The sequence below is a fragment of the Lysinibacillus sp. FSL P4-0201 genome (genome assembly GCF_038593425.1).
Lineage (GTDB): Bacteria > Bacillota > Bacilli > Bacillales_A > Planococcaceae > Lysinibacillus > Lysinibacillus capsici.
Genome location: NZ_CP151995.1, coordinates 4,540,813 through 4,561,297, shown reverse-complemented (window position 1 = coordinate 4,561,297; position 20,485 = coordinate 4,540,813). Strand labels below are relative to the sequence as shown.

At 36.9% G+C, this 20,485-nt stretch carries 19 protein-coding genes; 15 read left to right on the top strand and 4 right to left on the bottom strand.

Going from position 1 to position 20,485, the window contains the following annotated elements:
• The first annotated feature begins 126 nt into the window (after positions 1-126).
• From MKY76_RS23045 to MKY76_RS23025, 5 genes are all read left to right on the top strand, one after another.
• Complete coding sequence (locus MKY76_RS23045) at positions 127-1,326, top strand: acyl-CoA dehydrogenase family protein (RefSeq protein WP_048395476.1); 1,200 nt, start codon at positions 127-129, stop codon at positions 1,324-1,326.
• 3 nt (positions 1,327-1,329) lie between these two features.
• Positions 1,330-2,193, top strand: a complete 864-nt coding sequence (locus tag MKY76_RS23040) for a transporter substrate-binding domain-containing protein (RefSeq protein WP_342557203.1) — start codon at positions 1,330-1,332, stop codon at positions 2,191-2,193.
• Between the two features lie 82 nt (positions 2,194-2,275).
• Positions 2,276-2,983: an amino acid ABC transporter permease gene (locus MKY76_RS23035; protein ID WP_048395479.1), complete on the top strand. Its 708-nt coding sequence runs from the start codon at positions 2,276-2,278 to the stop codon at positions 2,981-2,983.
• Between the two features lie 12 nt (positions 2,984-2,995).
• Positions 2,996-3,697, top strand: a complete 702-nt coding sequence (locus MKY76_RS23030; protein ID WP_004233514.1) for an amino acid ABC transporter permease — start codon at positions 2,996-2,998, stop codon at positions 3,695-3,697.
• A gap of 13 nt (positions 3,698-3,710) precedes the next feature.
• On the top strand, positions 3,711-4,466 hold the full coding sequence (locus MKY76_RS23025; protein WP_279493480.1) for an amino acid ABC transporter ATP-binding protein: 756 nt from the start codon (positions 3,711-3,713) through the stop codon (positions 4,464-4,466).
• Positions 4,467-4,517: 51 nt separating this feature from the next.
• On the opposite strand, the gene helD is transcribed toward MKY76_RS23025, so the two are convergent.
• A complete protein-coding gene (helD, locus tag MKY76_RS23020; RefSeq protein ID WP_342557202.1) occupies positions 4,518-6,821 on the bottom strand; it encodes an RNA polymerase recycling motor HelD in 2,304 nt (767 codons plus the stop codon).
• A 437-nt stretch (positions 6,822-7,258) separates the two neighbouring features.
• Here helD and MKY76_RS23015 point away from each other — a divergent pair, with 437 nt between their 5' ends.
• Together MKY76_RS23015 and MKY76_RS23010 are read left to right on the top strand one after the other, a co-directional pair.
• Positions 7,259-8,215 carry an AAA family ATPase gene (locus tag MKY76_RS23015; RefSeq protein WP_257962058.1) on the top strand — a complete coding sequence of 319 codons (957 nt, stop codon included), beginning with the start codon at positions 7,259-7,261 and terminating at the stop codon, positions 8,213-8,215.
• 24 nt (positions 8,216-8,239) lie between these two features.
• The gene (locus MKY76_RS23010) at positions 8,240-8,878 is read left to right on the top strand and encodes an RNA ligase family protein (RefSeq protein WP_048395489.1); all 639 of its coding nucleotides are present in this window, start codon (positions 8,240-8,242) and stop codon (positions 8,876-8,878) included.
• Positions 8,879-9,063: 185 nt separating this feature from the next.
• On the opposite strand, the gene MKY76_RS23005 is transcribed toward MKY76_RS23010, so the two are convergent.
• The gene (locus tag MKY76_RS23005) at positions 9,064-10,254 is read right to left on the bottom strand and encodes a coenzyme F420-0:L-glutamate ligase (protein WP_054548521.1); all 1,191 of its coding nucleotides are present in this window, start codon (positions 10,252-10,254) and stop codon (positions 9,064-9,066) included.
• Positions 10,255-10,376: 122 nt separating this feature from the next.
• Between MKY76_RS23005 and MKY76_RS23000 the strand changes: the two genes are divergently transcribed.
• Positions 10,377-11,294: a LysR family transcriptional regulator gene (locus MKY76_RS23000; RefSeq protein WP_048395493.1), complete on the top strand. Its 918-nt coding sequence runs from the start codon at positions 10,377-10,379 to the stop codon at positions 11,292-11,294.
• Between the two features lie 17 nt (positions 11,295-11,311).
• On the opposite strand, the gene MKY76_RS22995 is transcribed toward MKY76_RS23000, so the two are convergent.
• Positions 11,312-12,193 (bottom strand): LysR family transcriptional regulator, encoded by an 882-nt coding sequence (locus MKY76_RS22995; RefSeq protein ID WP_054548523.1) that lies wholly within the window; start codon positions 12,191-12,193, stop codon positions 11,312-11,314.
• Between the two features lie 113 nt (positions 12,194-12,306).
• Here MKY76_RS22995 and MKY76_RS22990 point away from each other — a divergent pair, with 113 nt between their 5' ends.
• Complete coding sequence (locus MKY76_RS22990; RefSeq protein WP_257962093.1) at positions 12,307-13,326, top strand: YeiH family protein; 1,020 nt, start codon at positions 12,307-12,309, stop codon at positions 13,324-13,326.
• Positions 13,327-13,437: 111 nt separating this feature from the next.
• On the opposite strand, the gene MKY76_RS22985 is transcribed toward MKY76_RS22990, so the two are convergent.
• Positions 13,438-13,770, bottom strand: coding sequence for a heme oxygenase (locus MKY76_RS22985; protein WP_048395499.1), 333 nt, complete (start codon positions 13,768-13,770; stop codon positions 13,438-13,440).
• A gap of 219 nt (positions 13,771-13,989) precedes the next feature.
• Between MKY76_RS22985 and MKY76_RS22980 the strand changes: the two genes are divergently transcribed.
• The 6 genes from MKY76_RS22980 to MKY76_RS22955 all read left to right on the top strand — a co-directional run bounded on the left by MKY76_RS22980 (position 13,990) and on the right by MKY76_RS22955 (position 20,206).
• Positions 13,990-14,676 carry a response regulator transcription factor gene (locus tag MKY76_RS22980; RefSeq protein ID WP_342557201.1) on the top strand — a complete coding sequence of 229 codons (687 nt, stop codon included), beginning with the start codon at positions 13,990-13,992 and terminating at the stop codon, positions 14,674-14,676.
• Positions 14,660-16,075 (top strand): HAMP domain-containing sensor histidine kinase, encoded by a 1,416-nt coding sequence (locus tag MKY76_RS22975; RefSeq protein WP_259950961.1) that lies wholly within the window; start codon positions 14,660-14,662, stop codon positions 16,073-16,075. Before MKY76_RS22980 ends, MKY76_RS22975 begins: the two co-directional genes overlap by 17 nt.
• A gap of 209 nt (positions 16,076-16,284) precedes the next feature.
• Positions 16,285-16,986: a polyphosphate polymerase domain-containing protein gene (locus tag MKY76_RS22970; RefSeq protein ID WP_342557200.1), complete on the top strand. Its 702-nt coding sequence runs from the start codon at positions 16,285-16,287 to the stop codon at positions 16,984-16,986.
• A 19-nt stretch (positions 16,987-17,005) separates the two neighbouring features.
• Positions 17,006-17,689, top strand: coding sequence for a DUF4956 domain-containing protein (locus MKY76_RS22965; RefSeq protein WP_342557199.1), 684 nt, complete (start codon positions 17,006-17,008; stop codon positions 17,687-17,689).
• A gap of 42 nt (positions 17,690-17,731) precedes the next feature.
• A complete protein-coding gene (locus MKY76_RS22960; RefSeq protein ID WP_342557198.1) occupies positions 17,732-19,516 on the top strand; it encodes a CotH kinase family protein in 1,785 nt (594 codons plus the stop codon).
• 87 nt (positions 19,517-19,603) lie between these two features.
• Positions 19,604-20,206, top strand: a complete 603-nt coding sequence (locus tag MKY76_RS22955; protein WP_257962052.1) for a class I SAM-dependent methyltransferase — start codon at positions 19,604-19,606, stop codon at positions 20,204-20,206.
• Positions 20,207-20,485: the final 279 nt, after the last annotated feature.

Genomic DNA, 20,485 nt, shown 5'->3' with positions numbered 1-20,485 from the left:
TCAACGAATCAGAAAATTCAGTACCAAATAGTATCTCACTACATTCATGTAGCAAGAGATTTTTTTTCATTATCAATCCTTAGTAAATTTATACGATTTATATATATTGGGAAGAAGGAGATTCATTTGAAGAATTTATTTGTAAAAACAGAGCGACAACGATATTGGCTAGATCAACTAGCTGCTATAGCAGAGCCAATCAAGGCAGAGGCTGTTGAGGTAGATGAGCAATCTCGTTTTCCGTTCGAAGCTCATCGATTACTTTTACAAATTGGCTATCCTCAACTTACTTTACCGAAACAATATGGCGGAGAAGGGTTATCTGTTTATGATATGGTGCTTGTACAAGAGACGCTAGCAAGCTATGACGAAAATGCCTCTCTTTCCCTTGGATGGACATTAGGTGTTGTTGGTGAAATTTATGAAACTAAACTATGGACTGATGATCTACTAATAGCTTTTTCTGAAGAAATAAAGAGAGGGGCCATGATTAATAGAGCTGTTAGTGAGGCGGCAACAGGTAGCCCAACGCGAGGAGGGCGGCCAGGGACAAATGCCATTTCTACTAAAGGTGGCTGGCTAATAAATGGGCGTAAGATTTTTACGACTGCATCTCCGGTGCTCGATTATTTCCTTACCTCCGCTTGGATTGAAGAAAAGCAGCAAGTTGGCTTCTTCCTCATTCATAAGGATGCAGCAGGTCTATCCATTGAGGAGAATTGGGAGATGTCTGCAATGCGAGGCACAAGCAGCCACGATCTTGTGTTAAAGGATGTGCTTGTTGCAACAGAGCATTTAGTAGAGTTACCAAGTCATCCGAGTGGTGGCAAAATAAATGGCTGGATACTCCATATCCCAGCAACTTACTTAGGCATTGCACAAGCAGCTCGTGATTATGCTATTCATTTTGCTAATCACCATCAACCGAATAGCCTGAATGCGCCAATTAGTACGTTGCCAAACGTACAACAGCTTTTAGGGGATATTGAATTAAAGCTCCACCAAGCACGTTTTGTCTTATACGGAGTGGCTGAGGCTTACGATGATCCTGCTAGACGTGGACTAATAACAAATGAAATGGCTGTTGCTAAACACACAGTAACAAACATGGCAATAGATATAGTCGATAAAGCGATGCGTGTAGTGGGGGCAAAAAGCTTACAACTATCCAATCCATTACAGCGTTATTACCGCAATGTTCGTGCAGGGCTTCATAATCCACCGATGGATGATATGACGATTATTAAATTAGCGACTGCCGCTATTGAACAGCAGAAATTATATGAAAATCAATCATTAAATCACGTGAAAAATAAGGAGAAATGACATATGAAGAAGAATAAGATTTTCCAATTTGCTGCAATTGGTTTGGCATCTATAGCATTATTAGCAGGTTGTAATTCAGGAGAATCAGCAGATAAAGACTCAGGTGATGGTGAAAAGGTACGTACAGTAAAAGTAGCCTACGATCAAGCCTCAAAGCCTATTAGTTACATCGACGATAATGGAAATCCAACTGGTTATGATGTAGAAGTAATGAAATTAGTAGATGAATTGCTACCTGACTATCAATTTGAGTATGTAGGTACAACAAGTGATGATTTATTAATTGGTGTGGAGCAAGGGAAATATCAAGTAGGGGTTAAAAACGCATTCTTTACTCAGGAACGAACAGAGAAATTTATTTTCCCAAAGGAATTCCTAGGTTTAAGTAGCGCAGGTTTAGTTGTGCGTAAAGAGGATGAAGGCGTGAAAACATTAGCGGATTTTGCGAAAAAGGGCTATTCTTTAGCACCGATTGCTGCAAATAATGCTCAATATACAATTATCGATGAGTATAATACGGCAAATCCAGATAATAAAGTAAAACTTGAGGCCGGTGACGCCTTTACTGTCGATGTAGTGCAGTGGGTAAATGAAGGCCGTGTTGATGGTGGTGTCATGATTGAAGGCCCATTTAAACAACAAGTACTTGCAGAAGATGGACCATATTATAACCTAAAAGATGACGTTGTCTATAACGAATTTGCTGTTATAAAAACATGGCCACTGTTCAATAAAAAAGAGCAGGAATTTGCTGACGCTTATGATAAAGCAATAGCACAGGTTAAAGAACAAAAGAAAACAAATGAATTAAGTACAAAATTCTATGGCCGTGATTTATTTGAAGTACTGGAAAACGTAAATCGTTAGTTTAAAACGGAACGAATAGTAAGGCTGTTGAGTCAGTAATGCTCAGCAGTCTTTATTCATAAAAACAAAAGTTGGTGAGGAAATGGATAAATATTTTGACGCAACCTACATTTGGAACGCAATCCCAGTGTTATTGCCATTTTTAAAAATTACGTTCTTAGTTGCAGGGTCCTCCATTATCTTAGGTACCCTATTCGGCTTATTGCTGGCGGCTGCTAAGCTATCTTCAGTCAAGTGGCTAACTAAATTCGCCAATCTGTATACAACGATTATGCGTTGTACACCCTCCATTGTTTTGTTATTTCTTGTCTACTATGGTGTCCCAGCATTAGCGGAAAATGTTGGTCTTAATCTCCATTCAATTGAAACGGCCATATTTGTTGTCGTAACATTCACCTTACAATTCACGGCAATAATGTCTGAGGTGATACGGTCTGCCTACTTAGCCATTCCAAAAGGGCAGTTTGAAGCAGCCGTTAGTGTCGGGCTAACGCCATTCCAAGCCTACCGTCGAATTATTTTTCCGCAGGCGCTAGTCGTCGCTTTACCGAACTTTGGCAATGGCATGATTGCTTTATTACAGGAAGGTGCACTCGCTTATACAATTGGTCTAATTGATATTGTAGGTAAGGCAAATCTAATTATTGCAAGTAACATCAATGCTCATGCCTTAGAAATTTATATTGCATTGGCTATTATCTATTGGGTGTTATCTATTATTATAGAAAAAATATTTACTATATTAGAAAAGGTATTTGGCAAGGGTAAGAAGACCCTAGAAACAACTTAAGGAGGCGTGAGGGTGAATTATCAATTTTTACTTGAAACATTTTTCGTAGCTTTGTCTGGTGTTCCTATAGCGCTCCTAGTCACAGTTGTTGCTTTGGTGATAGCTTTGCCACTAGGTTTTTTGTTAGCACTAACTAGGATCAATAAAATTCCAGTTATTCATCACCTCGCGAAGATTTATGTTTCTTTTGTTCGAGGAACGCCGATTATTATACAAATTTTTATTATCTATAGCAGTATACCTTTAATGTTAAAAATTATTTTTGAAAAATATCATATTGCGTATGATATTTATAAAATCAATCCAATTTGGTATGCGTTTATTGTATTTGCATTCAGCTCAACAGCCATTTTGATTGAGGTCTTTCGATCGGCGTTAAGTACCATTGAAAAGGGGCAACTAGAGGCTGCACACTCAGTAGGTTTGTCAACATTCCAAGCATATACTCGCATCATCATTCCACAGGCATTAGTAGTGGCATTGCCGAATATTTGCACAGCTACAGTTAATCTTATTAAAGCTACATCGCTAGGCTACGCAATGTCGCTTCCTGAAATTACACTGAAGGCAAAAGTAGCGGCAAACGTTGGCTACAATTATGTAGAGGCCTATTTGGATATCTTTATTGTGTACTTAATTTTATGTAGTACGGTTGAATACTTGTTTAAGCGTTATGAGAAATATTTAAGCAAATACAAAATGGCAAATGTCTAAGGGGTGAATTAGCATGTTAGAAATTAAAAATATTCATAAATCATTTGGTGACAATGAAATCTTAAAGGGTGTTGATTTAGCCATTGATAAAGGGGACGTTGTTGTTATTTTAGGTCCCAGTGGTTCAGGAAAAACAACATTATTGCGTTGTATCAATTTTTTAGAGAAGGCTGATCAAGGCCATGCGACATTTGGAGATATTCAGGTTGATTTTCAACATGTAAAGAAAAAAGACGTGCATGCAATTCGCCAGCGTGTCGCATTTGTCTTTCAAAACTATAATCTATTTACTAATAAAACAGCATTAGAAAATGTAACGGAAGGATTAATCATTGGACGTAAAATTCCTAAAGCACAGGCTGTGGAAATTGGTAAAAAGGCACTTGATAAAGTAGGTTTATCAGACAAATATGATGCCTATCCAAGTCAGTTGTCAGGAGGTCAACAGCAACGTGTTGGTATTGCACGAGCAGTAGCTTTGAATCCTGATATTATTTTATTTGATGAACCAACGTCCGCACTTGACCCTGAATTGGTAGGTGAGGTTCTACAGGTCATGAAAAATATTGCAGCGGAGGGTACCACAATGCTTGTAGTGACACACGAAATGGGCTTTGCCAAAGATGTTGCCAATCGCGTAATTTTCATGGATGGAGGAGTGGTTGTAGAGGAAGGTAGCCCTCATGATATTTTCGTCAGCCCAAAAGAGGAGCGAACGAAGAAATTTTTAAAACGTGTTATTCCAGAAGACTATACGTTCTATATATAAAACAGCAAGAGAACAGGAGAATCTGTTATTTACAGATTCTCCTGTTACCTATTATTGAAGGAAATACGTTAATTTGTTAATAGAATAAATGTGCAGCTCATGCATAGCTCTTGTACACGCCGTATAGAAATAGTACCGTTCGCTTTCTCTTGAGTAATTAGCGGCAGATGCATTATAGATGATGACTGCATCAAATTCGATGCCTTTCGCCATGTAAGCTGGAAGTAATAAAATACCCTTCTTAAACTGCTTTGAATTATGGTTGATTAATTGAATATCTACTCGATTGTTTAATTGCTTATAAACGGCAGAGCATTCGGCTGCGGTTTTACAGATGACAGCAATTGTTTCGAATTCAATAGATAAATGGTCGATATTTTGAATAATTTGATCCATTAATTCCAATTCATTTGGCACAATAGTAATCGATGGTTCAGGGCCATTTCGGTTAAATGCTTCTACTTCACTACCATCATTCAATATTTTGGCAGTGAGTTGTATGATTTGCTTTGTCGAACGATAGCTTTTGGTTAATATCATTTTTTCTGCCTGCTCACCATATAATTGAGTGTCGAGTAGAGAAGGATTATTAAAGGTATGTGGATGAATCGTTTGGTGGCCATCACCTAAAATGGTCATACGTGCTTTTGGGAATAACTGCTGTAATACAGTAAGTTGAAATGGCGAATAATCCTGTGCTTCATCTATTAACACATGACGGATCATCCTATTGGTCTGTTGTCCTTCAATTTTGTCCTGTAAATATAAAAATGGTGCAGTATCCTCATAGGCAATCAAACGCTTTGCTAAATTAGGGAGTGTTTGTAGACAAATGTCCTCCCAATTGTCTGGCATAAGGTGTTGTAAATCCCTGCTAATAGAACTATTCAAATCAAAGAGCTGTCGATATGTACCCAACATATGGACAAACTTTAACTTGTTAACAGAGTTACGTAATGGTTTAAAGTGTTTTTTGACAATTTGTCTCGCTAATTTATAGCGTTCTTGATCAAAATCGTCAAATGAGTTTTCAGTATAGCGACCCTCATATAAAAGTTCGCTATAAGATTTGGAGTAATCTTCTTTATCTAATAGCTCAGTAGCTTCTTCTACCCATTCCTTTGTACGCTCAGCCTTTTCCAATTTCGTTAGTTGCTGCAATAACCATTCTTTTACTAATTGTAGGCGATCTGGTATCGACATAGTAGAAGGGAAAGAATAGAAGTATTCGGTAATTTCCTGTGCAGTAATAATCCGTTCTCCACGAAAAACGATATTTTTAAATAACAAGCCTTTATCGGATAAATAACTCGCATATTGATCGATTAAATGTTTATAAGCGAGACTCGCTTTAAAAGAAATGATGCTTAATTTTGTTTGATACTGAGCATCATCCTTTTCTGTTAACAGTTCTTCAAGCTGCTCATAAGGATACTCTAATTGAAACTGTTTACCTAATCGTTTTTCAGCATATTCTATAAACGTTAACTGCTGCATATTGTCTTCCCCTAAATCAGGTAAGACAGAATGCACATATTGATTAAAAAGTTGGTTAGGTGTAATTAGCAGAATTTGATCGGCAGTCATTTCATCACGATAACGATAAAGTAGATAAGCTACCCGCTGTAAGGCTACAGCTGTTTTGCCACTACCTGCCACACCTTCAACAATAAGATAGCGTGAATTTACATGGCGAATAATTTTATTTTGCTCTGCTTGGATTGTCGCAACAATACTACGAATATGCTCATTTGCATTTTGCGCAAGGATATCGAGCAGTAGGTCATCACCAATTGTAAGGCCCGTATTAAACATGGATTGTAGTTGACCATTTTTAATAATAAATTGCCGTTTTAACAGCATTTCTCCATGAATTTCTTCACCTAATGTTTCGTAGGATGCATCACCAGGTGTGTAATCATAATACATACTTGATATAGGCGCTCGCCAATCAAAAATGATGATATTTTCATCCTGTTCATCCAATAATGTGGCTACACCAATATAAATTTTTAAAGGGTCTTGTTGACCATCTTGTACAAAGTCAATACGAGCAAAATAGGGTGACTGTTGTAAACGTTCATATACCTTTACATTACGAATTGCACGTTCCTGTGCTAGCTCTGAGTCAGATAAAAGCTCTGCCTGCTGCTTAATTGCAAAAAAGGTTTCGTCTACATCCTCAGCGGTATCTAGATTGACTCTCACATCATTCCAAAAGGATTTCTTTAAGGCAACAGCATTTTCTTTAAAACCTTTTTCTTTATGCTCTAACTCTTTTATTTTATGAACAATAATGTTTAAAGAATCCTCAAGATGATGCTTTTCTTCTAGCCATTCTTTTTGATTTTCCAACGTTTACTCACATTCCTCTCCATAGTTATTTGCTTCCTTTGACAGTAACCCTCACCTCAATAGATGGTGAGAAGAACGTAATTGTGATGCTTTTTTAACTGTTTGTCCAACCACAAATTTGAATATAGTGAAAGTATCCAAATGCACATGATATGGGGGGATTGAAGCAGGAAATTTATCATACATCTACTTCGGAAAGAAGTATAGTCTAGAAATTATTGTAAATTTATGATACAATAAATGTATAAGGTAATAAGATATTGATAAACAGAGACAGCTCTACAAAAAGGTGGAGCCGTCTTTTTTATATGTAATATTGCTTCATATTATGACTGATTATCATAAATTGTTATTAAAAATAATAGATGAAATGCTATTGAGACACTAAAGAATGTGGCATGCCATACGATAAAGAAACTTGAAGGGAGGTGAAAAGAATGAAGGTAATCTTTACAGTGGGGTTGCCTGGTAGTGGGAAAAGTACATTTGTGAAACAGTTAGCTAAAAATGAAAATGCAATTGTCCTATCAAGCGACGCTATACGTCAGGAGTTATTTGGGGATTCAACGAAGCAAAAATCACGTATAGTCTTTCGTACATTATATGAACGTCTTAATGACTTAGTGGCAAAAGGGTTTTCTGTCATTGTGGATGCAACCAATATTGAACGAGAGCGCAGGATGTTTGCACTTCGTAAAATACCAAGTAATGTGCAGAAGGTATGTTATTACTTTGATACACCTTATTCAATCTGTGTAGCTAGAAACCAGCAAAGGAAAAGACATGTACCATTAATCGTGATGGAAAAAATGAGAAAGCATTTAGAGTTCCCTACAGTAGGAGAAGGGTTTAATGAATTGCATATTATTCATGAATCAAGTCCCTATGATCTTTCTCGACAACAATTTGTTTCACTCATACAAGGCCACCCCACCTATGAAGAGCTTTTTCAAACACTTCAAGCAGTCCCACTTTTCAAAGAAATTTATCAATTCGATCAAGAAAACCCATTCCATCAATTTTTACTATGTCAGCATACGTATTTTGTGTACGCGTATATCAATGAGTACTACTTAGAAAGCGATAAACTAGCTCTACAAATAGCTGCATTGTTTCATGATGTAGGTAAACCAGCTTGTAAAAAATATAAACCTTTGCAACAGCGTTATGGTTATTTTGGGCATGAAAATGTCTCTGCTCAACTGGTTTGCCATTTTCTATTAGAGTTGGGCTTTGAAAAGGAATTTGTATTAAAGGTTGTTCATTTAGTGCAATTTCATATGTTAATCCAGTATGGGGGAGATAGAGGTGGAAGCCAAATTTATCATTTATTAGATGGTGATTTATTAACAAGGCTTTATTTTTTCCGTGAGGCAGATCAATTTGCCAAGTAAACTTTAGGAAAGGAAGGTGAAAATATGACGAAATTAATGAAATACCCAAGAAGTTTTCATTTACCATGGAGCAGGGGTTATACCGATGATGATAAAGTGGCTAGAAATGTGAATCATTTTATTGGAAAGGAGGTTGTTGTCACTGAAAAGTTAGATGGAGAAGGAACAACACTTTACAGAGACTATATGCATGCTAGAAGTATTCATTCAGCCAACCATCCTTCTAGACATTGGGTAAAAACATTTCACGCGAATTTTGCGTATCGGATTCCAAAGGACTGGCGCTTATGTGGTGAAAATGTTTATGCCAAGCATTCTATTTATTATCAAGGATTAACAAGCTATTTCTATTTGTTTAGCATTTGGAATGAAGAAAATATTTGTTTGAGCTGGGATGAAACTGTGGCCTTTGCAGCAGAGTTAGGTATAGAAACAGTGCCCGTTTTATACCGAGGGATTTTTGACGAAGAACAGATAAAACGTACATTCACTGGAAAATCATTCTTTGAAGGGGAACAAGAGGGGTATGTCATTAGAAATACTAGCTCATTCCATTACGAAGATTTCCGCTATAATTTAGGGAAATTTGTGAGACCGCAACATGTTCAAACAAGTGAGCATTGGCTACAAGAAGAAATTATTCCAAATAAATTAAAATCCTAACCAATTAAGAAGAGAAGGGACTGAGCACAATGTAATACTATAGCAAGCATTCAATAATCATCTATTACGAGGTAGGTGCAAGGAGTGCATATCCCTTTCCAATGGGAGTACGGGTTCGATTCCTGTTATCCTCGCCATAAAAAAATGAACTCTCTTCATTAGGACGAGAGTTCATTTTTGTTTGTTTATTTAGTGTAATTATCGAAGTAGCCTTGAATGTAAATCATTGGTGTTCCTTTGTCACCCGAACCAGATGTAAGGTCAGATAGGGAACCGATAAGGTCTGTTAAACGACGCGGTGTTGTTCCTTGTGCAGCCATTTGACCTGTTAAATCTTCATCTTTATTTTGGATGTATTCAGAAATAGCAGCCTTTAGTTCTTCGCCTCGAAGGTCTGCAAAATCATTGTCCGCTAAATATTTTAATTTAACCTCGTTCGGTGTTCCATGTAATCCAGCGGTGAATGCTGGGGATACAACAGGATCTGCAAGCTCCCAAATTTTACCCACAGGATCTTTGAATGCGCCGTCACCATAAATCATAACTTCTACTGTTTTTCCTGTAGCTTCTTTAATTTTTGCTTGGATTCCATCAACAATCGGTTGGCAAGTATGTGGGAATAATTTAACACTATCCTCTGTAGCTTTGTTCGAGCCAAGTAGACCATACTCAGCATTGAAACCAGAGCCATTAATTGATTCAGCTAAAATATTATCAAGGCTGTAAACTTTTTCTGCACCGTTCGCTGTTAGAATACGTTTTGTGCGGAAGCGTGAATGAATATCACATGTTAAGATACTCTTTGTGTAATTTAAAATTGTTTTTGGATTATTTGAGAAGATGACCTCACACGTAGCCCCTTCTGCTTCGATTAACTCTTTATAGTATTCAATATAATCTACACCAGTAAATGTGTGTTTTTTATAGCCAAAATGCTCGCGGAATTCAACCTCATTGAGTGTATCCGTCCATGGGTTAATACCTTTTACATCGAGCTCATCAATATCTACAAGGTGATTACCCACTTCATCAGATGGGTAGCTTAGCATTAATACTACCTTTTTTACACCTTTAGCGATGCCTCGTAAACAATTGGCGAAGCGGTTTCGACTTAAAATGGGGAAAATAACGCCTACCGTATCATCACCAAACTTAGCCGCTACATCTATGGCAATATCATCAATCGTAGCATAGTTTCCTTGTGCACGTGCCACGACAGATTCAGTTACTGTCACAATATCACGATCCTCTATTGTATATCCTTCAATATGTGCAGCATTTAACACTGTATCTACAACAATTTGTTCAATATTATCGCCTTCATTAATAATAGGACCACGAAGACCTCTTACAACTGTACCGATTACACGTTCCAATTTAATCTCTCCTCATTCTATCTAGCGTAAAGTGATATAAAAACCATATGATTTTACTATAAGGCTCGTTAATGATATAAGTAAAATTAATAGTTCATATAATAGCTATAAGAGGTGCTTATATGATAGGGAAATTAGATTTATATCGTGTTTTTAGTGTTGTAGCAAAAAATAATAGCTTTTCTAGTGCAGCAAAAGATTTATATATGACACAGCCAGCTGTAAGTCAGGCAATGATGCAATTAGAAAATGAGCTTGGCACACGTCTTTTTAATCGAACCCCTAAAGGTGTGACATTAACAACAGAGGGTAGCCTACTTTTTGAATATACTAATTCTGCTTTAGGGCTTTTAGATGCTGGTGAAGAAAAGTTACTTGAATTCAAAAATTTAACAACAGGGCAATTAAAAATAGGGGTAGGTGATACGATCTCACGCTTCTTTTTAATGCCTTATTTAGAAGCATTCCATACAATGTATCCGAATATTAAATTGCAAATGCTAAATGGCACAACCTCTGAAATTTGTAATTTTATTAAATCGGGTGAAGTAGATATAGGGTTTTGTAATTTTCCAATTGAAGATTCAACATTACAGTTAACGGTATGTACAGATATTCAGGATATTTTTGTCTGTGGGGAAAAATATAAAACACTTTCATCTAAAAGTTTAAGCTATGAGGACCTTTTAAAATTTCCACTTATCTTTCTAGAGAAAAAATCAAATTCAAGGAAGTATGTGGAAGATTATCTTTTTGCAAGAGGCGTTCACATAGAGCCAGAGTTTGAGCTAGGCTCACATGATTTGGTACTCGAATTTGCGCGTAGTAACCTTGGCATTGCATGTGTAACAAAGGAATTTTCAAAGGACTATCTTCAACGTGGACTTCTTTATGAATTAACTTTAAGGGAAAGTATTCCTACGAGAAGTATTGGTATGTGTTATTTGAAGTCAGTACCTCTTTCTAGAGCAGCAATGAAATTTGTTGAAATCATTGAAAGTAAACATTTTAATACGAGAAGAACCATAAAAAGAGCTTAGCGACGAGAAAAAAATCGCTATGCTTTTTTTATTAAGATATCAATCAGTATGTCGACATTGCGCTTATTTTTCATGGTAGGTGAGCAAAGATAAGAAAAAGTTCGCATAAAGTGCTGTCCTTCAAGGCGCAGAATAGTCATATCTCCATTTTTTAATTCACGTTCTATCACACAGGCAGACAATAAAGAAAGACCAAGTCCCTGCATTACACTCTCCTTCACGCCCTGATTACTACTAATAGTCAAAAGCGAATGAATCTGTAAACCATTTGCTCTGAATAAATGATCCAGATAATAACGTGTTCCAGAGCCTTCTTCACGCGCAACCCAGCTTTGCTGCTGGAGTTTATCAGCAGTCAGAGGTTGTTGCTTTGTAAGAGGATGTTTACTGTCGCTAACAATAAATAACTCATCTTGCATAAATGGCTTAATGACTAGTTCATTATCATGAGCCTGTCCTTCAATTAGACCTATATCGACTTGCAGTAATTTTGTATATTGAATGATTTCTTTTGTATTGCCAATAATAATTTGAAGTTCAAGTTGTGGGAATTGTTGCTGTAAGCTTGCAATAATTGGAGGTAAAATATATTCGCCAATTGTAAAGCTTGCCCCAATGACTAACGTACCTTGTACCTCTTGATGATAGGCCGCGATATCTTCTTTTGCAGCTTCAGCTATCGCCATGATTTGCTTTGCTCGTTTATAAAGAATTTCACCAGTTGGTGTAATTTGCACCGATTTTGGGGAGCGAATAAATAAGGTTGTTTGTAATTCTTGCTCTAGATTCTTAATGTGTAAGCTAACACTTGGTTGTGAAATATGAAGTATTTCAGAGGTCTTTGTAAAATTATTGACCTCAACCAGTGTGATAAATGTTTTTAAAGCATCCAATTGCATATCTTCACCCCTGTTATTAGAAATATTAATAATAATAATTATATATATGTATTTTACTAATAGTGCACTCTTTATTAAAGTAATAATCAACAAGGGAGAAAGAAGTGAACATCATGGTTAATAGACAGCATAAATTAAAATCTACTCTTAATCCAAATTTCTTGAAGGGGATATTGTTAACGCTTCTTATTGCTTTAGTAGCGAAATATATTGCCACATTTCCTTTCCTTTCAATATTGGGACAGTTGGTTATTGCCATTATATTAGGGATGACCTGGCGAGCAACATTTAAAGTACAAGATTCTTGGCAAGTAGGGATTTCATTTTCCAGCAAGAAGCTATTACGCTTTGGTATTATTTTATTGGGTATGCGCTTAAATTTAGCAGATATTTATCATGCGGGTGCTAACGTTTTTTTAATTGCAGTCATTAATTTGCTATTTGCCTTAATTGTTGTGTACGGCCTAACAAAAATATTTAAAGTCGATCAAAAGCTAGGGATATTAACTGCTTGCGGGACTGCCATTTGCGGAGCTGCTGCAGTAGTGGCAATTGCACCTCAAATTAAAGCAAATGAAAAGGAAACGGCGGTAGGGGCAGCGATTGTTGCGTTATTGGGGACTATTTTCACACTTATTTATACGGTACTTTATTCCATCATCGATTTAACACCTACTGCGTATGGGATTTTCGCAGGGGGGACATTACATGAAATTGCGCATGTAATTGCAGCTGCATCTGCTGGTGGAAATGAAGCAATTGATATAGCCGTCATCGTGAAATTAACACGAGTGGCCCTACTCGTACCTGTAGCAATTGTTATTGGTATTTTCTATCGAAGAATGGACAAAAGTGAAGAGAAAAAAGCCTTTTCTTTATCCATCATACCGTGGTTTATTTTAGGATTTTTAGCGATGAGTGCTATCAACTCTTTAGGGATTATACCGGCGAATGTATCGCAAGCATTAGTAGATACTGCTTATATCTTAATTGCGATGGCAATGGCAGGTCTAGGGCTAAATGTTGAAATGAAAACATTTAAGGAGCTAGGTGTAAAGGCATTTATTGCAGGTTTAATTGGCTCGGTCTTTCTATCCGTGCTGGGCTATATACTAGTCATTCTTTTATATTGATTTAATCAATGTTTCTTATACCAAGAAAAAAGACCCTGCATGATCGTTCAACATGCAGGGCTTTTTAGATAGAATCAGAAGATAATGTATAAGTAATTTAATCGTCGTTTATTAATTTAAGGCTTCAATAGAAGAAGCTAATTCCGCCACCACTATTTTGCTGCCGATAATTGGACTGTCAGCCTTTTCTCCCTCAGAGCCCGAATTTGGGCGTTGATGGGCTGCAGCAAATGCATCGCTATTACGCCATGCTTGGAAATGCTCCTTAGATTCCCAATACATATTAACACTCATTTCATCATAAGTAGGATCATCAGTTGAAATTAATACCTCTACTTTATGAAAGCCTTCAAACTGTTGCAGAGGACCTGGCTTTGTAAAATTTGGTGCCATTCTCGCAGCAAAACCGGGTTTTACTTGAATACGATTAGTTACAATAATCATGCTTTTACCCCCCTTAATTTCATTTACTAGGTTTTTGAATGAATTATCATTGATTATCATTCGCACTCAATGATAAGTGGCTGAGGAAGACATTGTCAATAGATGTCCTCTATATAATCTGTGCTAGTAGTTTATGGGTAATGGATAGGCTGACATTTAACTGACATAATCCAGTGCTATAATGAATATAAGAGTGAACTAGTAGCGAGGTGATTGACTTTGGCAAACATTCTAGTAATAGAGGACGAATATCCAATAAGCCAGGTTTTAAAGGTGTATTTACAAAAAGTGGGTTATAGTGTGACACAATGTTTCAATGGTGGTCAAGCCTTGGTCATGTTTCGTGAAACACAGCCAGATCTAGTGTTGCTAGATATTATGTTACCAGAAAAAAATGGTTGGTCCATTTTAAAAGAAATAAGAGAACGAAGTACTTGCCCAGTTATCATGTTAACAGCATTAGGTGAGGTTAATTACCGTCTAGAGGGGTTTGATCATGGGGCAGATGATTATATTACCAAGCCTTTTATCGCAGATGAAGTTGTTGCAAGAGTGAGGGCTGTTTTAAGACGTGCTGTAGGTAGTTCTGATTCAGCTACTAGTAAGCAGTATGGGTCTCTAGTGATTGATTGTAAAGCGCATAAAGTGCTTTTGGGTGGAGAAGAGATTGTATTAACGCCAAGAGATTTATCAGTGCTCATGTTTTTAGCTGACCACCCTAATCAAACATTTACCCGGGATCAGCTTATAGATCAAGTTTGGGGATGGGAGTATGAGGGTAGTGATCGTGCTGTAGATTTAGCTATAAAGAGGCTTAGGAAGGCTTTAAAAGAATGGGATGAAGCGGAAGGAGAAATAAAGACACTACGTGGATTGGGGTATCAGCTAAGTGTTCAAAAAAAATAAGCGAATATCCTTACTTCAATATTGGACGAGCCGATATTTACTGACACTTTTTATAGGCTTAGCTATTATATCTTTAATCTCAGCAGCGTGGATTCGACATACAACATTTGAAAATCGATTAGAATTAATGGAGTTTTTAGCAGACGAAACGGTCTATCGTTTAACGGATACAACAAATCCTAATAATGGACCTATAAATGGTATTCCAGGTTTCATAGGGGATCGTCAGCGTTTTAATATGAAAGAGATCGATCCGATTTTGTATGTTGTAGATACAGAGGGAAATATACTGACTAGCAACCGTCCTGTACCACCTGGTAGTGCTAAAAATGTAGCTGGCTTGTTAGATGGAAAAGAAGGTACTAAGGAAATAAAGGATGGACTTGAACCTGAATATGTAGTGAAAAGAAAGATAGAAAATAATCATGAGTTATTGGGCTGGGCCCTGGTGATGGAGAAGAAGGAGAATTTAACAAGAGTTAACCAAGCATATGGACAGCTTGCCATATTAATTGGAGCATTAGCATTATTAGGCTGGATCGCTATTTACTTTCTGTCAAAGCGTTTGGCCCATCCCATTAAACAAGTAGCTGAGGCTGCCAAGCATGTACAGGAAGGCAATTATGCAATTGATTTGCCTCAATATAGTAAGGAAAAGGAAATTTATGAGCTTGTTTCCTCCTTTAAAAATATGGCAAATAAATTAGAACAGCTGGAGAAAACTCGAACAGAATTACTAGCAGGTGTCACCCATGAATTGAAAACACCTGTCACCTCTATAAGTGGTTTATTACAGGCTGTAAGAGATGGTGTTGTAACGGGACAGGATGCTATGGAATTCATTGAAATGGCTATGGTCGAAACGACAAAAATGAAAACAATGGTTGGTGACTTACTTGCCTTTAACCATTTTGCTGTCGATGCTATTCCTGTGCAGATAGAGTCAGTAGATGTTAATCAGCTACTGCGAGAGGCGGTGGCACAGTGGGAGGTCATGCAGGAAGATGAACATGTAAAAGTTCATTTACATTTGTTGGAAAAACCTGTGCTTGTACAGATAGATATTGTTCGTATCCAACAGATCATTACAAACCTATTAACCAATGCTAAACAGGCGATGGACAAAGGAACAATAACCTTGAGGTTGATAGATCATGGCGAGGCTCTGTCAGTGATGGTGAAGGACACAGGACATGGAATCCCTCTAGAGGATCAGTCATTTATTTTTGAGCGCTTTTATAGAGGGGAAAATAAAAAATATACTGTTCGCGGCTTGGGTTTAGGATTACCACTTAGTAAAATGATGGCCCAATCTGTTGGGGGCGATTTGCGATTAATTGAAAGCAATCCCTCTGGAACACATTTTGAATTAGTATTGCAAAAGGCTACTACGCTATAAGAGCGTAGTAGCCTTCTTAGTGTTGGTTTAATCCGTCTCCCAGAAATCTGCTTTGTTTTGTAAAAGAGAGTTGAAGAATTTGTAAAGCTGACATCTGCCTGACACAAAAGCCCTTTATAGTAAACGATGTAGACGGGAAATGAACAAAGGGACGAGCAGCATTAAAGGTTAGTCAGTCTGACACTAATACAAGTAGGGAGAGTGATGAAATGCCAATAGTTACTTCATTTAATCCAAATGGTCGCCAAGAAATAAAGCAAGCGATCTCTTATCCAGATTATGCATTATTAAAAGCCAAGCTTCAGCATGTTATGCAGCGTGATCATCATGCTGGCTTAGACGGTAAATATTTAATTCGTAGTACGTACTTCGATAATTTTGCCAATAAAGTGTTAAATGAGAAAAAAGAAGGCTTTATTAATCGAGATAAATATCGAGTACGCATATACGGCAAGTCTAATAATGTTATTAATATTGAGCGGAAGAGTAAGCGTAACAATGTGACCTTTAAAACAAAATGTTCAATATCTCAAGCTGAGTATGAAAAACTACGTATTGGCGAGATAGCCTGGATGGAGAATGATGACCGAGCGCTAATTCGAGATTTATATCATGAGATGAATTACAACCAGTTGCGACCTACTACGGTAGTTGATTACGAGAGAGAAGCCTATATCTATCCGTTTGGCAATGTGCGTGTGACATTTGATAGTAAGGTGCAATCGAGTCTACGCAACACGGATATGTTTAATCAAAACTTGCCTATGGTCGATGTGCTGGAGCCGAATCTTGTAATTTTAGAGGTAAAGTACGATGAATATCTACCAGACATCATCAAATATTTACTACAGTCAGTGGATACTCGTGCTGAGGCCTATTCAAAATATCAACTTAGTCGTATGTACGGCTAATAATAAAGGAGAATGAACAATGGATACAATTAAATTTAGTGATATTTTTAAATCCAACTTTTTAGAAAAAACAACCTCATTTTCATTAATCGATTCAATTATTGGTTTAGTAGTAGCGTTTTTTATTGGGCTTTTCATTTATGCTGTTTATAAGAAGACCTTTAATGGAGTCATTTACTCACATTCCTTCAATATCTCACTACTTATAATGACAATGGCAACAGCACTAGTGATTATGGGAATCAGTTCAAATGTTCTGCTGTCACTTGGTATGGTTGGTGCTTTATCTATTGTACGTTTCCGTACACCTATTAAGGATCCCATGGATTTAGTCTATATTTTCTGGGCAATTGTTTCAGGTATTTTATGTGGTGCTGGCTTTATTCCATTAGTGATTATTGGTGCTATATTAATCGGACTTGTATTGCTAATATTCGTTAATAAAATAACGGTAGAAAATCCGTATTTACTAATTGTAAAGTTTGAAGAGGAATTGGCTAATGCTGAAATTGAGCGAATTATTGCTGCGCAAACAAAAAAATTCGCTCTCAAATCGAAATCCATTATGCAACTGAATGAAATCGAAACAACTTATGAAATTCGTGTAAAACAAAATGATGCAAAATTGATGGATGAACTAACAAAGGTAGCTGGTGTAAAATCAGCCATTATGCTGAGCTATGATGGGAATTTCACAGCGTAATGACCTCATTAACAAATAGAACTACGATGAGAGGTGACGGCTATGATTAAAACACGAATTGTCTATCTATGCATGGTGATTTTACTCCTTCTTTTTGTCGTGATATATGCTGTACTTCCAAATGTAGGCATTGAAACGAAAAATTCTGAGTTCTCCTATGAGAATATAGTATTTAATAGCAATAAAGTAACAACAGTTGATATTGAAATTGCTGAGGAAGATTGGGCTGACATGCTCGAAAATGCTTCTGCTGAAGAATTAAAACAAGCAGATATTACAGTAAACGGCAAGAAAGTTGAGAATGTTGCTATTCGTACAAAGGGCAATCTATCATTACGATCGGTTGTCAATAGTGACTCAGATCGCTATAGCTTAAAAATCGATTTTGATTATTATGATGATACACAAAGCTTGTATGGCTTAAAAAAATTAAATTTAAACAATAATTATAGTGACTCTACATTAATGAGAGAGTATATCTCCTATGAACTGATGGAGCAAATGGGTTTATCAACACCAGCACACTCCTATATGTATGTCACAGTGAATGGTGAGGAGCGGGGTTTGTTCTTAGGGGTAGAAGCTGTGGATGAGACATTCCTGGCTAATAATTACGGCTCTAATGATGGTTTTCTATTTAAGCCAGATGGGACAGGCAGCGATTTAAAATATATTAGCGACGATATCGAAGACTATACAGGTATCGGATTAAAAACAAATGAAGGTAATATTAATCAATCCAAATTAGTTGAAATGCTAGACGCAATTAATAATGGTGGAGACATAGAAAAGTATATCGATGTGGATGAAATGTTACGTTATTTTGCCGTCAACACAGCACTTGTGAATTTAGATAGTTATCAAGGGAATATGAAACATAACTATTATTTATATGAACAGAACGGTGTGTTTTCTATTATTCCTTGGGATTACAACATGTCCTTTGGTGGCTTTGGGGCTGGAGGCGGTAGAATAGCAGGAGGAAACGGTGAAAATCAAGCTGACGTTACTACTAATATGGAAAAACCAGTGGCACAAAACAATGGACAACCCGATCAAACTGGCGATGGGGGTATGCAGCAACAACGAGGTGGCGGCGTTGACATGGGCATGGGCATGTCGGGCAATCTAATAAATGATAGTGCTATTAATTTTAGTGTGACAACACCTGTTTCTGGCACAACATTAGAGGAGCGGCCACTCTTGAAGGCATTGCTTTCGAATGATGAATATCGTGACAAATATGAAGGTTATTTAGAAGAACTAGCGACAACTTATTTAACAGAAGAGTATGTGCAATCCATTACTAAAAAGTTAGCTGTCTTATTAACTACTTATGTGGAGGCGGATCCAACCAAATTCTCTACTACGGAGCAGTTTTTAGAAGCAGTTGAAGGTGAAAATAGCTTGCCGGAATTTGCCAAACAGCGCTCAGAATCTATATTAAGGCAACTGTCTGGGGAGCTTGTTGTGGAAGCATCTACGTCTTCTCAGGGCAATATGGGTATGCCAATACCAAGTGAAAATGGTGAAATGGATTGGATGCCAGATGATTTTGATCCAAGTCAGCTACCAGAGGACTTTGATCCATCAAAGAGCCCACCTTTTAATAGAGAGGGCGAGGGTCCGAGAAATGGACAAAATGGAGAACAAATGCAACCTCCTGATGGAAATGGAGCCCCAATGGGAATGCCTGGTGCGAATAGTGAAGCTGCGAATCACGAGCCTGTTATTGATAAAAATACAATGTTTACAGCCATTACATGCTTAGTGCTACTCCTTCTCGCACTTCTCTTTGTTGTTAAATTTAAACGTAGAGGTCGTTAGAAAATAACCATATCCAATATCTTTGGGTATGGTTTTTGCTTTTTATCGTGTTAAAATAAAGCATTCTTTTCTGAGGAGTCCTTTCATATGAATGAACAGCAATTTGATAAACATTTGCATATAAACACGGTGGGAGAGCAATATGGCTTTCCTAAGCTTGCACACTATCATCGTTATGAGCCAACACCCTACAGAGGATTGGAGCAATTATTCGCTGCGTATCAGATGCCTGACAATCCAGTATTTATTGATATGGGGTGCGGGAAAGGGCGAGTTCCTATTTATGTGCACCATAAGTTCCATATACCAACTATTGGGATAGAAATGGATGCAGGGTTTTATACGGAGGCTGAAGAAAATAAACGTAGTTATCTTCAAAAAATGAGAGCACATGCCCCTATTAAGTTTATTCATACAATAGCCGAATCATATGAAATAAAGTCACGTGATAATGTGTTTTTCTTTTTTAATCCTTTTTCAATCCATATTTTTCGTACAGTCATTCACAATATTTGGAAATCCTATGAGCACCGAATGCGAGATATTCATATAATTTTATATTATCCGCCTTACGATTATTTACAATTTTTACATCATGGAACACCATTTGAGTTGCTTCATGAAGTGCATTTAGAAAATGAAACAAATATTAATGAGCGCCTTTGTGTCTTTGAATTAAAAAAAGCTTAGAGTATGGGGAAACCCACTCTAAGCTTTTAACTATTTAGAGTACAGGTATAAGCAGTTAGCTACTTGTAGTCTTATGATTATTTTCAGGGAAATAATTCTAATAGATGGAGGTTTCTCTAAAGTAACTAGACTTTATTGTGAAAAAACAATTTCATCTGATAGTTTTGTACTAGTCTATAGTTTGAATTAAAAGATAATTCATAAATAACTAATTATACTGAAAAATCACTCTAGACTAAATATAAAGAATGTTTTACAATGAAAAAGGCTTATATGAAT

What these genes read in the sequence shown, in the direction of transcription:
- MKY76_RS23025 (WP_279493480.1), top strand. Translation starts at nt 3,711, where the DNA reads ATGTTAGAAATTAAAAATATTCATAAATCATTTGGTGACAATGAAATC.
- MKY76_RS22985 (WP_048395499.1), bottom strand. Translation starts at nt 13,770, where the DNA reads ATGATTATTGTAACTAATCGTATTCAAGTAAAACCCGGTTTTGCTGCG.
- MKY76_RS22990 (WP_257962093.1), top strand. Translation starts at nt 12,307, where the DNA reads ATGGTTAATAGACAGCATAAATTAAAATCTACTCTTAATCCAAATTTC.
- MKY76_RS23015 (WP_257962058.1), top strand. Translation starts at nt 7,259, where the DNA reads ATGAAGGTAATCTTTACAGTGGGGTTGCCTGGTAGTGGGAAAAGTACA.
- MKY76_RS22970 (WP_342557200.1), top strand. Translation starts at nt 16,285, where the DNA reads ATGCCAATAGTTACTTCATTTAATCCAAATGGTCGCCAAGAAATAAAG.
- MKY76_RS23000 (WP_048395493.1), top strand. Translation starts at nt 10,377, where the DNA reads ATGATAGGGAAATTAGATTTATATCGTGTTTTTAGTGTTGTAGCAAAA.
- MKY76_RS23010 (WP_048395489.1), top strand. Translation starts at nt 8,240, where the DNA reads ATGACGAAATTAATGAAATACCCAAGAAGTTTTCATTTACCATGGAGC.
- MKY76_RS23035 (WP_048395479.1), top strand. Translation starts at nt 2,276, where the DNA reads ATGGATAAATATTTTGACGCAACCTACATTTGGAACGCAATCCCAGTG.
- MKY76_RS22965 (WP_342557199.1), top strand. Translation starts at nt 17,006, where the DNA reads ATGGATACAATTAAATTTAGTGATATTTTTAAATCCAACTTTTTAGAA.
- MKY76_RS22995 (WP_054548523.1), bottom strand. Translation starts at nt 12,193, where the DNA reads ATGCAATTGGATGCTTTAAAAACATTTATCACACTGGTTGAGGTCAAT.
- MKY76_RS22955 (WP_257962052.1), top strand. Translation starts at nt 19,604, where the DNA reads ATGAATGAACAGCAATTTGATAAACATTTGCATATAAACACGGTGGGA.
- MKY76_RS22960 (WP_342557198.1), top strand. Translation starts at nt 17,732, where the DNA reads ATGATTAAAACACGAATTGTCTATCTATGCATGGTGATTTTACTCCTT.
- MKY76_RS23040 (WP_342557203.1), top strand. Translation starts at nt 1,330, where the DNA reads ATGAAGAAGAATAAGATTTTCCAATTTGCTGCAATTGGTTTGGCATCT.